Origin of the sequence: Lysinibacillus sp. A4 (assembly GCF_024919535.1) — a bacterium.
Classification (GTDB): domain Bacteria; phylum Bacillota; class Bacilli; order Bacillales_A; family Planococcaceae; genus Lysinibacillus; species Lysinibacillus capsici.
Map to the genome: position 1 here is coordinate 125376 of NZ_JANWTB010000002.1, position 13747 is coordinate 139122.

A 13747-nucleotide genomic window follows, 5' to 3' on the forward strand; every position below is an offset into this window, starting at 1 on the left:
CGCAACCTCCACCTATTACTTTTCACGTATATGTCCAGATTTTTCAACTTTCGTTTCTAAATAAAAACGATTCGTCTCTGTCAAACCGCCCCATAAAGGAACATGCCCTTCCGCAGCCATGCCACGAGCCTGTAATGCAGCCAATTTCTTCGGATTATTTGTAATGAGTGTTACAGGTTTGGTACGCAGTGTCGCTAATACCGCAAGTGCTTCGTCATAAGATCGTGTATCATCTGGGAAGCCAAGTGCATGGTTTGCTTCAACTGTATCGAGCCCTTCCTCTTGCAATAAATAAGCAAGAGATTTAGAGAATAGTCCAATTCCACGACCTTCATGATCAGCTAAATAAAATATAGCACCACAACCATGCTCAACAATCATTTTCATAGACTCGTGCAACTGGTAGCCACAATCACAACGCTGGCTGCCAAATATGTCGCCTGTGTGACAAATACTATGCATTCGGATTAAAGCCTCTTCTGAATGGGTAAAATCACCATATACAAGCACAGAGGATTGTTGTAAAAATGCTAAATTAGCAGCGGCTAATCCATCAATGATTTCTTCTTTAGTTAAATTCGCATCAATTTTAAGCCAGTTATACCACTGAAAAGTTGCAGAAAAATCGCCTTGTTTTACAGGTAATTTCACTGGTCCAACTAGGCAAATATTCTCTGTATTTGTATGCTTTATTAATGTCATTTTATCTTTTACTAAGTCCATCACTTTAGTTGTAATTGTCATATTAATCTCCAACCTTCTATAGAAATAGTTGGCTAAATTCACCAACTGAACACTTGTATTTTCACATTACTTACATAACGTAACTTAGTTTATAATAATAACTAAAAAGTGTCAATCGACAGCTATTACTCTTTCATTATAATTATTAGAGATGATAATTTTATTATTACTTTTTCATCATATACTACTAGCTTATGGAGATGCTATTTTTTCTGTGCAGGCTAGTCTATAATAAGCTGTGGTACTGTAATGACGAAAGGAAGTTTAACATGAACTTAGAAAAAAATGTTCAACTAAAGCAACCAAAATATCAACAAATAGCCATTGATCTCGCCTCCAAGATTGTTGAAAGAAAATACAGCATTGGCGATAAAATATATGCAAGATCCTCTCTTGCCAGTCAATATAATGTTTCTGCTGAGACTGCAAGAAGAGCAATTGCCGTTTTGCAAGACTTAGAAATTGTTGAAGCTTCAAAAGGTAGCGGCGTAATTATAAAATCGTATGAAAAAGCGGCTCAATTCGTCAGACAGTTTCATGATGTACAATCGATTCATGAAATACAAAATGAGCTTTTGACAAGTATTCAAAAGCAACATCATGAATTGATTAATTTACAAGACAAGGCAAAGCAACTAATTAGCCGCACAGAGCATTACCGATCAGTCAATCCGTTCATTCCCTATCAATTAGAAATGACAGCTGAGAGTCCATGCATCCATCAAACTGTACAAGCTTTAAACTTTTGGCAAAATACTTCTAGTACCATCGTTGGTATTCGACGTGGCAATGAATTATTATTATCCCCTGGTCCTTATGTCTCATTTGAAGAAGGGGACATAATTTATTTTGTTGGAAATGATGAAAGTTTCGCTAGAGTTCAAAGCTTTTTATACCCAAATTAAAATCCGTTTAAGCGCTGATATAACAGCGTTTAAACGGATTTTTTCTTATTTGTCGATTTGACAAAAGTAACAACCCTTTGTTACAGTAAGGTTGTTACTTGTTTATTTTTGGGTATCATTATCCTCACATAGTAATAATCTACGAAAGGAGTGCTTCTATGGAAAAAATTAAAATAGAACACGTATCAAAAGTGTTTGGCAAACATATTCCCCAAGCACTAGAACTCGTCAAGCAACAAAAAAGTAAGACTGATATCTTAAAAGAAACAGGTGCAACTGTTGGTGTATACGATGCAAGCTTTACTGTCAACGAAGGAGAAATCTTCGTTATTATGGGATTGTCAGGAAGTGGCAAATCCACGCTTATACGGCTTTTAAACCGCCTAATTGAACCAACGAGCGGAAATATATATATCGATGGAGAAAATATTTCTACTATGGGAAAAGAAAGTCTACGGTCTGTACGAAGAAACAAAATGAGCATGGTTTTCCAAAACTTCGGTTTATTCCCCCATCGTACATTACTTCAAAATACCGAATATGGCCTTGAAATTCGAGGTATTTCAAAAGAAGAACGGCAAGCGAAAGCTGAACAGGCTTTAGAAAATGCCGGATTACTCGCTTATAAAGACCAGTATCCAAATCAGTTATCAGGTGGTATGCAGCAGCGTGTTGGTTTAGCACGAGCCCTTGCTAATGATCCTGAAATATTACTAATGGATGAAGCATTTTCAGCACTTGATCCATTGATTCGCAAGGAAATGCAAGATGAGCTACTCGATCTACAACAAACATTGAAAAAAACAATTTTATTTATCACACATGATTTAAATGAAGCATTACGCATTGGAGATCGCATTGCCATTATGAAGGATGGCTCTATCATTCAAATTGGTACGGGAGAAGAAATATTAACCAACCCAGCAAATGATTATGTCAAGACATTCGTGGAAGATGTGGATCGTTCTAAAGTATTGACAGCTGAAAATGTCATGGTACGTCCAGTTTATGTCAATACAGACCTAGATGGCCCTAAAGTGGCATTAAAGCGTATGCGTCAAGAGGCTGTTAGTTTATTAATGGCTGTTGATAAAAATAGACATTTAAAAGGCTATATCACTGCAGACGATGCACTGGCTGCAGCGAAGAAGCAAGAGCAAACCGTCCATTCTATTGTGCAATCGGAAGTGTTAACAGTTCCACCAGATATGCTACTACAGGATATTTTAGGGATGATTTATAATTCTCCTACTCCTATTGCCGTTGTGAAAGATGGTCGCTTGCTTGGTGTACTAATTAGGGGCGTTGTCATCCAAGCACTGTCAACTAGCGATGAGGAGGCCGAAGCACATGAATAACTTTTTAGATAATATTCCAACATTACCACTAGCTCCGTGGGTAGAATCAGCTATGGACTGGTTGACGAGTAATTTTTCAGCGTTCTTTAACTCTATTCAGCAATTCGGAAAACTACTCATGAATCAGGTCACTGATTTATTAATTAGTATCCCAGCCATTATTCTTATACTTCTTGTCGTGATATTTGCCTTCTTCGTTTCAGGCAAAAAGTTAGGGCTTGCTGCATTCTCATTAATCGGCTTGTTGTTTATTTATAACCAAGGATTATGGACTCATCTTATGGAAACAACCACGCTTGTGATCTTTTCCAGTATTATATCCATCATCATCGGTATTCCACTAGGTATCTTAATGTCAAAATCAACGGTAGCTGAAAACATTATTAAACCAATACTAGATTTCATGCAAACAATGCCTGGCTTTGTCTATTTAATTCCAGCTGTTGCCTTTTTTGGCATTGGTATTGTACCTGGTGTCTTTGCATCCGTTATCTTTGCTTTACCCCCAACTGTACGTATGACAAACCTCGGTATTCGTCAAGTACCAAAAGAATTAGTGGAAGCTGCAGACTCCTATGGTAGTACAGCTAGCCAAAAATTATTTAAAGTAGAAATTCCCCTTGCTAAATCAACCATTATGGCAGGGATTAACCAAACCGTTATGCTGTCACTTTCTATGGTAGTTATTGCCTCTATGATCGGGGCTCCTGGTCTAGGACGTGAAGTATTAACAGCTCTACAACGTACCCAAGTTGGGAATGGCTTCGTTGCAGGTTTAGGTTTAGTTATTTTCGCGATTATTATTGACCGTTTAACACAAAGCTTTAATAAAAAGAAAGCATTATAAAAAATATCATCTTTCTAGCTACCATCCTCCGATGGATGTCGGCAGTTTGATACAAAATGATGAAGAGAAAGGGAGATTCGATGAAACTGAAAACACTATCAAAGTTAGGAATGGCTCTAGGTCTAGGCTTCATGCTTGCTGCATGTAGTGGAGGCGACTCTGGCTCAAGTTCTGGAAAAAACAGTGATTCTAAGGAGGTAAACCTAGCCTATGTTGAGTGGGATACAGAAATTGCCTCAACAAATGTTGTTGGGCAGGTACTCGAAGAATTAGGTTATGATGTAACATTAACTCCTTTGGATAATGCGATCATGTGGGAGGCTGTCTCGAAAGGAGAGGCTGATGGAATGGTTGCTGCTTGGCTACCACATACACATGCATCACAATATGAAAAATATAAAGCTGATTTAGATGAGCTAGGTGAAAACCTTGCTGGTGCAAAAATCGGTTTAGTTGTACCAAGCTATATGGATGTCAATTCTATTGAAGATTTATCTAATGAAGCAGATCATACAATCACTGGTATTGAGCCAGGTGCGGGCATTACTGCTGCTACAGAAAAAGCATTAGAAGAATATGATAATTTAGCAGATTGGAACTTTATTACTTCTTCTTCTGGTGCGATGACAACTGCATTATCAAAAGCACTGAAAGATAAGGAAGAGATTATTGTCACAGGCTGGTCACCACACTGGAAATTTGCGAAATATGATCTTAAATACTTAGAAGATCCAAAGGGTGTATATGGTGGAGAAGAAACGATTAATACATTCGTACGTAAAGGCTTAAAAGAAGATTTACCAGATGTATATTCAGTACTCGATAACTTCCACTGGACAGCAGAAGATTTAGAAAGTGTTATGTTAGAAGTAATGGATGGTAAAGATCCAAAAGACGCTGCGAAAGAATGGGTTGATGCTAATCCAGATAAAGTGGCTGAATGGACAAAAGACGTAAAAAAATAATATAAAAACAGGCACTCCTGCATAAGAGGAGTGCCTGTTTAATTATGATAGCAATTTCAACATGATTGCTGCTCCTAATACAAGGACAATACAAACAATGCGTCGCCAGTCCTTAGATTCATTAAAAAACAGCATACCTAGCAGTGCTCCCCCAGCTGCACCAATCCCTGTCCAGATCGCATAGGCAGTACCCATCGGTAATGTTTCCATCACATAGGCAAGGCCTGCAAAACTTAAGGTGAATGCACCAATCAACAGTCCTAAATTTTTCATACTCTTCGCCTTATTATATTTACTAATCATATATACACCCATCATCTCACATAACCCTGCAACAACTAATGCCATCCATGCCATTATTCACTCACCTCTTGTTCCTTAGGCTCTCCCGTTACAAGCTTTAAGCCTACAACTCCTGCAAGTAACACAACAATACATACGATTTTTGCTAATTTCCACGGCTCTCCAAATAGCAAGCTATCCGCACATACAGTACCAGCTGTCCCTAATCCGACAAAGATTGCATAGACGGTCCCAACTGGTAGATGCTCACCTGCTTTAATGAGCAAATAAAAACTAATAAAAATGGCAATTGCTGTACCAATCCATTCCAGTACACTTGTTGCATGCTTTAACCCAATGACCCAGCCAACTTCAAAGCAAGCCGCTATAATGACGCTGATCCATTGTTTATTCATCATAAATCCCTCCATTTTATAAGACACGGCCGACTAATTGGATGATCCAACTACTTTTTCAGCATTCGCCAAATGACTCGATTTTAGCCAAACAAAAAAAGCCTGAAGAAACTGTCTTTAAACAGTATCTCCCAGGCTTTTATCCTTCCGTGTCACAAAATCAATTTGTGGTTTTCTCTCGGACCAGACTAGCAAGCGCTACGGAACCCTAGAAAACTTTTATTCGATTATTACTCTTAGTATAGCAAACTATTCAATGATTTTCCACTGGTACGTAGCCGACCTTTTCTACCATTGCCTGCCCTTCCTCAGAAAGTATCCAATCAATCAGTTTCTGTACATTTTGATTTTCCGTTCCTGCTGTGATGGCATAAAATTCAGACACTAAAGGATATGTACCATTTTGAATATTCTCTTTTGTTGGTGCTACTCCGTCAATGGATAGTAATTTGATCTTTTTGTTACCAACCATCTCTGTAGAATAATATCTAAACGTAAAGCCCAAGGCATTTTTATAATTTCGATATTGCGACACTTCCCGAATGATTCCGCCCATCCCTGATGCAACATCTTCAGTGGGTGCCTCCATGATTGGCGTATTGCCCATCAGCTTTTCTAGTGTCGTTTTGCTTCCACTATCTGCTGGGCGTTGAAAAGCACGAATGGCCTCATCCTCCCCACCCACTTCACGCCAATTAGTTATTTCTCCAGCATATATTTTTTTGACCTGCTCAAGTGTTAAATTATCGATTTTATTTTTACGGTGCACAAAAAAGACAAATGCCTCTCGACCAATTGGCGTCATATCAAATGTAAGTCCTTCCTTTTCTGCCTGCCATTCTTGTGAGGTGGACGGGGCTGCCACAAAAATTAAATCAACATCTCCAGCTATTAAATTTTGATAGGCCTCTGGTGTACGGCTTACTTGAACTCTACTATTATATGGAGGATATTCCCCTTTGGGATACGTAGCCTCCACAAAAGCCGCATATAAAGGGTACATGGCTGTTGCTCCATCTAATCGCGGTAATGACTCTGTCAATTGTAAGGAAGCTTTATTTTTCACTACTTCATTGTCAGGGACAAATGGCTGATAGACTGTTACATCAATTTCCGCATCAACAGTGGGAATACTCATTTTATAATAATGTTGAATCGGTTTAATGGCTGCAATCAACAGGGCGATTCCCATGACACCAAATAGCAAGCCCCTTCGTTTTTTTGTGTTGGTCCATTTAAACATGCTACAAACAATCCAGATAAATAAACAAACGGGTATAGTAAAGACCAAATTAATTAAATGCAGCCCACCACTTAATGTGATAATGAATGCAACCATTAATGTCACAACGGACAAACCAATTAGTATCGATACTATTTGTATAAACTTAAGCATACAAAGACCTCCCTAGTGTAATTTTACACTCCTTACACCAATGGTACCCGAAAGTTAAAGCATTCACAACTATATATTCTGAAAATTATGGTAAAATTAATTTTGTCTTGATTTTAATGAATGCTTTTTGTATGAAGGTGGTATATCAACTATAGAAAAGGAATCTTTACGAAAATCTCAAAATACAAGTAGGAGGATGTACATATGGCAATTGAAAAAGTACGTCGCCATTTAGCACAATGGCACGTAGAACACAAAATACAAGAATTAGAAGAAAGCTCCGCAACAGTTGAATTAGCAGCACAGGCGCTTGGCTGTGAGCCAGAGCGCATAGCAAAATCTTTATCTTTTCTTATAAATGATGGAGCGATCTTAATTGTGGCTGCTGGTGATGCAAAAATCGATAATGCAAAATATAAAGCCGTATTTGGTACGAAGGCAAAGATGTTATCCAAAGATGATGTGGAGACGATGATCGGCCATGATGTCGGGGGTGTATGTCCTTTTGGTGTGAACGAGGGCGTAGCCATTTATTTAGATGAATCTTTAAAACGTTTTACTACAGTATTTCCAGCGTGCGGTAGTAGTAATTCAGCCATTGAGGTAACCATTTCAGAACTTGAAACATATGCTCCCTATAAAGAATGGATTGATGTCTGTAAAGGCTGGAATGAATAAGGACCAAACGATTGGCGAGACTTTTAAAAGTCTCGCCAATTCATGTTGTTGAAAAAAGATAATATCGCTAGGAGAAATAATACCTTTTGGCAAGGTAAGGGTTGATTTCCGTTCCGTCAGCGTCCTTTCCAGGGGGCGTCCAATGAGCCGCTCCTCTCCAATCAACCATTCTGCAAAGTGTCTTTACTTTTTTAATAGTAGCATAGTAATAAAATCGCCCATTATCTGTATTCATAGAGGGGATAAGCTCTTATTTTCAATGTGGAGAAGTGATGAGTGACAAGAAGTGAACACCTTCACTTTATTTGAAAACCTTTGCTAAAAAGATAACACTTTTGTAGGTTGGAGTGGAAGGCTAATTGACTCCCGTGGATAGCGAGTCAGGCGAAACCCTGCACGGAGCGGAGCGAAGGAAGCGGTTCGGCGCTCGCCCACAGGAAAGCAAGTAGCCTGCAACGGCAATCCATTTTCACCTTCTAAAAAAATTTTGTGGGTGGTTTTGTTTTTCAGCACTATAGATTTGCTATTCCTTGTAACCAACGGCTAACCAATGTGAATCCCATTCTGTAATTTGATTGCCTACCCGACAGCTTAAACCACATGCACAATTATCAGCAACAAATGAGCCAATTAGCCACTTCTTAGCGTGATATCCTTCTTTTAACTGCACTGTTCTGCTAGGCATCTCCACATACTGTTGGTAAATAAACAAATTATCATCATAGTGTTTGGATGTGGAAGCATTTACTCTCCGCCCACTTCCTGCATAAATTTCTACTGTATTTCCCTCACGAGAATAAACAGGCTTCTTGACATAGGGTACATCATCTCGAATAAATGGTTCTGCTGTAAGGTATGTAGGAAGCATATATTGCAAAATAGCTGCTCGTTCCTCGGAAGTAAAGAGCAATGGATCATTTCTCCGCTCCCATATTAACCATAATAAGATTTTCGATTGTAATACATAGGCAGCAGGTGGATTAATAATTGCTAGCTTTCGTTTTTTGACAAGCTCTAAAAGATGCAAGCCAATGCGATCACCATCTGCTGCCACATCATCTATTAAAAACTCTACAGGATGTGCAGGTCTAAATAAAATATCAATTTTCTCCATTGTAGGTGTATATAGACCTTGTGCTACCTCAGACGTGTCCTTAGAAAAGATGATAAGTTCTTGAATAGGTACATACTCAATGGTAAAAGGAATACAGGACTTGATAAACTGTACCTGGCAATACTCTTCGTAGTCCTCTTTTGCTGTTTTTCCTGTGATGACAATCTTTGGCTTTTTGACATGATGTAAATATTGAATGGCATCAAAAAGAGCGCCCGACAATGCTTTTTGTAAGGCTGTTACATCATTGGGATTTTTAAAGCTAAAATGCTGACATAGTGCTTCATTCATCTTGAAGGTTTCTTGTACAAGAAAAGGGGTTTCTCCATTTAACTCTAAACATTTAATGTAGCCCTCCTCTGTACAAATAAAATCAAATCGTGCCAGAATTGATTGCTGCTGTAAATAATCTAATTGAATATATGGGATCATTTCCGGTCGAATACCTAAGGCTAAGAGCTGATCGACCGATAAATGTTTAAATTGTTTCCCGACTTTTAAAAAGATGCGCCAAAGCATTTGTGTTGCATAATGAAGTTGATCAATTTGTTGCTTTGGCAATTCTAAAACATCATATAATGCGTACTCTAAATCCTCAAAGTCAGGAAAGAAGTCAGGGAATTTTGAGTAAAATGCTTGTCGTTGCTGTGTGTGATTCATCATGTTCTTCACTCCCTATCCTAACCTTACGAGGAGGACGAGCCGCCACGAGATGCCCCACCAGAACCAAAGCCCGATTTTCCTGTGCTTGAGGAAGAGCTATTGGAGTAGGAATTGGAACTCTTAGATGAACTATCCGTCGAATAGGTGCGTTGTCCACTCGAATAAGAATTTGATCCACTTGAAGTTGAGCTACCTGAAGTTGAACTAGCCTTATTTTGCGTACTGTTTGTTATACCATTTGTATGTTTACTTTCATCCTTAGCGCTTGATGACGATCGTGGCACTGCTGAGCCGCCACCATTGCTTTGCTCATCTCGATCTGTACCATTTTTTAAATTGCGACTTTTATATATCGCACTTCCTATCATGGCTCCAGCCGTTGCATACATCAAACCATTAAAGAAATGCTGGGCATAGTAAGGTGAATTTTCATCGATACATTCAAAGGAACCATCATCACCTTCTTGCCATTCATCACAGGCATCAGCCATTTCACTATTGTAAACACTTTCTATTTCATCACTTGTATTTGCTTGATTTTGATCTTCAGTTATCTGATTAGAAGTAGTTAAAGGGTATTCTTCTGCTGTTTGAGTTTCACTATTTCCACATGCTGCAAGCTGTACAGCCATCAAAGATGCCGTTGTCACAGCCATATATTTTTTTATTTGCTTAGCCATATTATAAACGCTCCTTTATTTCTGGTACCTAGTTTACGATTATCTCCTATTTTAGGTTTCATTTTTTACAAAAACATACAATTTATTTTAGCAGAAAAAATCCCAAACAGTAGGATTGTTTGGGATTTACAGTATTTTATGATTGTTTGGACACGACTTTTTTTCCATAAGTCATATATCGCCATAATTTTTCAAATGGTCCTATTGTAAAGAACTTAAACCAAATCACGCTAAAAATTATTTGAATGATAAACGTAATACTCGCTATCACTACAATATCTGATGGTGAAACTACTTCTAGCCCCATTAATAAAATAATGGCTGTTCCAATAAAGCTTTGCGCTAAATAGTTTGTAAAGGCCATTTGCCCCACACGTCCAATTGGCTGTAGTAGCTTCGCTATTGTTTTATGTTCTAATAGAATAAACAAACAACTTAGATAAAAATAGGTTGTTGGAACAACCCCTAAGCCAATGATAGATTGAAGCTGTTGGTCATCTGCTTGTGAGCCAAACCAAATCCATAATGAGAATCCAATAAAGAATGGGAAAGTACTATAAAGCAACCGTTTTATTTTTTGACTATGCGCTCCAATATGCCCAATCCAATCAGCTTTTGCTACTAAAAATCCACTTAAAAACATAATAAAGATGGCTACGGCATCATTGCCTAAAAAGCCAAATATAGCTGACGAAAGCGCATTAGACGGCATATACATTTGTCCTAATAGTGCCAGAATATGCAGTGCGATAATCGTAAACAACCATTTAGAAATCGTTGAAACCTTCGCAGAGTAAAATGGTAGCAATAAAAAACCAATCACTGCGTAAATGGCTAGGATAGAGCCCCAAAATATAAAAATATGAATAATACCTATAACCAATAAAGCAAATAAGCGTCTTGCAAAGCGCATTCTCGGTCTATCCCCCCGCGCTTCTGCACGTGTAGCAAAAATATAAAAGCCAACCCCAAATAGGAATGAAAAGATAGAGAAAAATTTCTTTTCTATAAAAATATTAATAAGTGAATCAATAACCCCATTCATTCCACTCATATCAGGCATTGGTGCACCTTCTATTATGAGCTGATAAGCACCTACATTAATAAATAAAATACCAAATAATGCTAATCCCCGTATAATATCTAAGGAAATGATTCGTTCTTTTTGTGTAACGGATGGATTCATGTTGAAAAAGCTCCTTATCTTTTATGCTATAGCTAGCATAACTCCCTATCCTTACAACTAATTATTTTTAAGCTTACAGGAACCTTACAAATCAAAAAGAATAGTCTTATAGTTTTTTATCCTCTTCTACGATGAAATATTACATATTTTATAGTAAAAACATCGAAAAGAGAGGTTTAGGAGATGAATAGAAATCGCAAGCTCGGTTTTTGTTATCCTGGCTACCGATACTGTGGTCCCGGCTGCTCAGGACCAGGTACACCTACAAATGCAGTGGATGCTTGCTGTAAACTGCATGATGAATGCTATGAACGCCACGGTAGCACAAAATACTGTGATGAATTGTTTCAACAATGCCTCCGCCCCCATATGAATGCACCAAATAAAATGGCTAGAGACGCTAGACTGTTCTATCGAGTTTTTGAGTTACGCAATCGTTTCTTTTAAAAGCAGATAAAGCTCACGATGTTTTTAATAACCACGTGGGCTAGCTTTTTGTATAGATAGCATATTTTTGTGGTGTCGTAAAACCAAGCTTTGTGCCTAGGTGAATGGATCCTGTATTCGAAATATCACAATCCCAACAAGGCTTTAGCTGGTTGACAAGACAATGATCTATAAATGTTTCAGCAATGCTACTTGCTAATCCTTGTCCTCTGAAATTTGAATCTGTCATAATATCAATTTCTGCATACTCATTTGATTTAAAAATAGAGACGGCTTCACTAATGATTTGTTCTTTGTGTACGAAACAAAAGCCAAAACCATTCTTGAGATAATTAGAGATAGAATCCCAATATTCCTCATAATATGTCTGATCAAATTCCAGTGAATTTTTAATCAGGGGTTCAGTAATAGATCTGACTTCGTAGTCACCTTCCCCACGCTTCTCTCGATGATTATAAATATTTTCATCAAATGTAAATGTATAGCGTTCTAGCTTTCTCAGCTGTTTATTTAACAATTGTTCGATTTTAGTATTCCACTGTTCTGAATAAGAAAATAAGGTAAACCGTTTCTGTTGTTCTACAGCCTGTTGCAAACAATAGGCTAGCTGATGATCAATCGAAGTCTTACTTTCATCGCCATATACATAGTATATCCCTGATTTCGTGTGGAATAATAATGTTCGAAAAGCAACTGTATCGGAATAGACAGCTCCTTCTATCATTCGATCTAGTATACTATAAACAAATGTCGGGGCTCTTGAAATAAATTGTTTAATGATAGGATATTGCTCTTCCGAGACTTTTATCATGCTATTTCCTCCAGTATTTTGCAGTATATATCATTTCTATTATAATAAACTTAAATCCATATGAAGGGACTGACTTATGCGCAGATAGCAATATTTTTCATCCAACATCATTATAATTTTGGAGGTAAAAGTATTGATTGACCATATCGACACGGAAAGATTACGGTTACGAAAAATGAGGAAAGCTGATGCTAAAAGTTTATTAGCTATTTGGTCTGATCCTGATGTAACCAAGTATATGAATATTACCCAGTTTACACAAGAAGAGCAGGCCTTGGAAATGATTGAACTTCTAGAACAATTAACTAAGCAACATAAGGCAATCCGCTTCTCTATTTTTGAAAAGGCATCCAAACATATCATTGGCTCATGTGGCTTTAATATGATTGATTATGACAATGCTCTAACCGAGATTGGCTATGATTTGAGCAAGGAATATTGGGGAAAAGGCTATGCAACAGAAGCTATAACTGCTTTAATTGATTATGCCTTTAAGCACTTACAAATGGAAACAATTGTGGCAGAAGTTGACGCTGCCAATATCAATTCAATCAAGGTTTTAAAAAAATTGAACTTCATTTACCAAGAGAAGCATAATACTGAAGATACTCTACAACTTTACACTTTAACAAAATCTTAATGAGAAAAGGCTAAGCATGGCAGAATTCAACCAATACTTAGCCTTTTTAATTAGTGATACATGCCGTGATTAATTTTCCCTGTCAGCTTTTCTATTTTTACTTCAAATAGTTCAATTTTGGGCATAATTGGATAGCCTTCTCTTTCAAATGTCCATTCGGGATTGCCATACTTCTCCAGTAACGCATCAAAGAACCACTCTTTTTTCGTTTCCTCTTCAATTCTTGCGATATGTCCAAACAAAACAACACTTTGATAAACTAGTGCGGATTGACACGCGTATTTTTTGCCTGGATGTAAATCACCCATATCGCAAACTTCTATACAAATTTTAGGATTATGTTTGATATTTGACCAAAAGTGACTTTCTCGAAGATTACCAATATGCAAGTATAGTTTGTCCTCCCCTTCATATACATAGACAAACGGAATAACATAAGGAAAACCTTCCTCATCAACTGTTGCAACATGCGCAACTTTTCCCAACTTTAAGTATTGCTGTGCGTCCTCTTGTGAAATTTCCACACGTTTGTTTTGAATCGTACCTCTCATCATTTCTTAACCCCCTCATGAAATTATGTAACGATTAATAAACGTCGTTAAACCGTTTATTCCA

The 13747-nt window shown here is 37.6% G+C and carries 16 protein-coding genes and 1 riboswitch; of the genes, 7 read left to right on the top strand and 9 right to left on the bottom strand.

Going from position 1 to position 13747, the window contains the following annotated elements; translation table 11 throughout:
- Positions 1-15: 15 nt before the first annotated feature.
- Entirely contained in the window at positions 16-744 is a 729-nt protein-coding gene (locus NY607_RS04655) for a GTP cyclohydrolase II (protein WP_259419237.1), read from the bottom strand.
- A 269-nt stretch (positions 745-1013) separates the two neighbouring features.
- Here NY607_RS04655 and NY607_RS04660 point away from each other — a divergent pair, with 269 nt between their 5' ends.
- The 4 genes from NY607_RS04660 (at position 1014) to NY607_RS04675 (ending at position 4819) form a co-directional block, all read left to right on the top strand.
- Entirely contained in the window at positions 1014-1649 is a 636-nt protein-coding gene (locus tag NY607_RS04660; RefSeq protein WP_131519565.1) for a GntR family transcriptional regulator, read from the top strand.
- A gap of 158 nt (positions 1650-1807) precedes the next feature.
- A complete protein-coding gene (locus tag NY607_RS04665; RefSeq protein WP_004232299.1) occupies positions 1808-3007 on the top strand; it encodes a quaternary amine ABC transporter ATP-binding protein in 1200 nt (399 codons plus the stop codon).
- The gene (locus NY607_RS04670) at positions 3000-3854 is read left to right on the top strand and encodes an ABC transporter permease (protein WP_016991840.1); all 855 of its coding nucleotides are present in this window, start codon (positions 3000-3002) and stop codon (positions 3852-3854) included. Before NY607_RS04665 ends, NY607_RS04670 begins: the two co-directional genes overlap by 8 nt.
- An 80-nt stretch (positions 3855-3934) precedes the next feature.
- Positions 3935-4819 carry a glycine betaine ABC transporter substrate-binding protein gene (locus tag NY607_RS04675; RefSeq protein WP_131519564.1) on the top strand — a complete coding sequence of 295 codons (885 nt, stop codon included), beginning with the start codon at positions 3935-3937 and terminating at the stop codon, positions 4817-4819.
- Between the two features lie 42 nt (positions 4820-4861).
- Here the strand turns inward: NY607_RS04675 and NY607_RS04680 are convergent, their stop codons facing one another.
- From NY607_RS04680 to NY607_RS04690, 3 genes are all read right to left on the bottom strand, one after another.
- Entirely contained in the window at positions 4862-5176 is a 315-nt protein-coding gene (locus NY607_RS04680) for a DMT family transporter (protein ID WP_259419238.1), read from the bottom strand.
- On the bottom strand, positions 5176-5517 hold the full coding sequence (locus tag NY607_RS04685; RefSeq protein ID WP_131519562.1) for a DMT family transporter: 342 nt from the start codon (positions 5515-5517) through the stop codon (positions 5176-5178). Before NY607_RS04685 ends, NY607_RS04680 begins: the two co-directional genes overlap by 1 nt.
- A 126-nt stretch (positions 5518-5643) precedes the next feature.
- A riboswitch (guanidine-I (ykkC/yxkD leader) is annotated at positions 5644-5740 on the bottom strand.
- 30 nt (positions 5741-5770) lie between these two features.
- Positions 5771-6913, bottom strand: a complete 1143-nt coding sequence (locus tag NY607_RS04690) for a PstS family phosphate ABC transporter substrate-binding protein (protein WP_259419239.1) — start codon at positions 6911-6913, stop codon at positions 5771-5773.
- A 204-nt stretch (positions 6914-7117) separates the two neighbouring features.
- Here NY607_RS04690 and NY607_RS04695 point away from each other — a divergent pair, with 204 nt between their 5' ends.
- Entirely contained in the window at positions 7118-7591 is a 474-nt protein-coding gene (locus NY607_RS04695; RefSeq protein ID WP_131519560.1) for a YbaK/EbsC family protein, read from the top strand.
- 523 nt (positions 7592-8114) lie between these two features.
- Here the strand turns inward: NY607_RS04695 and NY607_RS04700 are convergent.
- The 3 genes from NY607_RS04700 to NY607_RS04710 form a co-directional block, all read right to left on the bottom strand.
- On the bottom strand, positions 8115-9368 hold the full coding sequence (locus tag NY607_RS04700) for a glutathionylspermidine synthase family protein (RefSeq protein WP_259419240.1): 1254 nt from the start codon (positions 9366-9368) through the stop codon (positions 8115-8117).
- A gap of 23 nt (positions 9369-9391) precedes the next feature.
- Entirely contained in the window at positions 9392-10048 is a 657-nt protein-coding gene (locus NY607_RS04705) for a hypothetical protein (RefSeq protein ID WP_112117579.1), read from the bottom strand.
- 136 nt (positions 10049-10184) lie between these two features.
- Positions 10185-11234, bottom strand: coding sequence for a DUF418 domain-containing protein (locus NY607_RS04710; protein ID WP_259419241.1), 1050 nt, complete (start codon positions 11232-11234; stop codon positions 10185-10187).
- A 183-nt stretch (positions 11235-11417) separates the two neighbouring features.
- Between NY607_RS04710 and NY607_RS04715 the strand changes: the two genes are divergently transcribed.
- Positions 11418-11681 (top strand): Parvovirus coat protein VP1-like protein, encoded by a 264-nt coding sequence (locus tag NY607_RS04715; protein ID WP_081011051.1) that lies wholly within the window; start codon positions 11418-11420, stop codon positions 11679-11681.
- 40 nt (positions 11682-11721) lie between these two features.
- On the opposite strand, the gene NY607_RS04720 is transcribed toward NY607_RS04715, so the two are convergent.
- Complete coding sequence (locus NY607_RS04720) at positions 11722-12492, bottom strand: GNAT family N-acetyltransferase (RefSeq protein ID WP_237899838.1); 771 nt, start codon at positions 12490-12492, stop codon at positions 11722-11724.
- A gap of 133 nt (positions 12493-12625) precedes the next feature.
- Here NY607_RS04720 and NY607_RS04725 point away from each other — a divergent pair, with 133 nt between their 5' ends.
- Positions 12626-13132 (top strand): GNAT family N-acetyltransferase, encoded by a 507-nt coding sequence (locus NY607_RS04725; RefSeq protein WP_259419242.1) that lies wholly within the window; start codon positions 12626-12628, stop codon positions 13130-13132.
- A gap of 50 nt (positions 13133-13182) precedes the next feature.
- Here the strand turns inward: NY607_RS04725 and NY607_RS04730 are convergent, their stop codons facing one another.
- Positions 13183-13686, bottom strand: coding sequence for a pyridoxamine 5'-phosphate oxidase family protein (locus NY607_RS04730; RefSeq protein ID WP_227744821.1), 504 nt, complete (start codon positions 13684-13686; stop codon positions 13183-13185).
- Between the last annotated feature and the right edge of the window lie 61 nt (positions 13687-13747).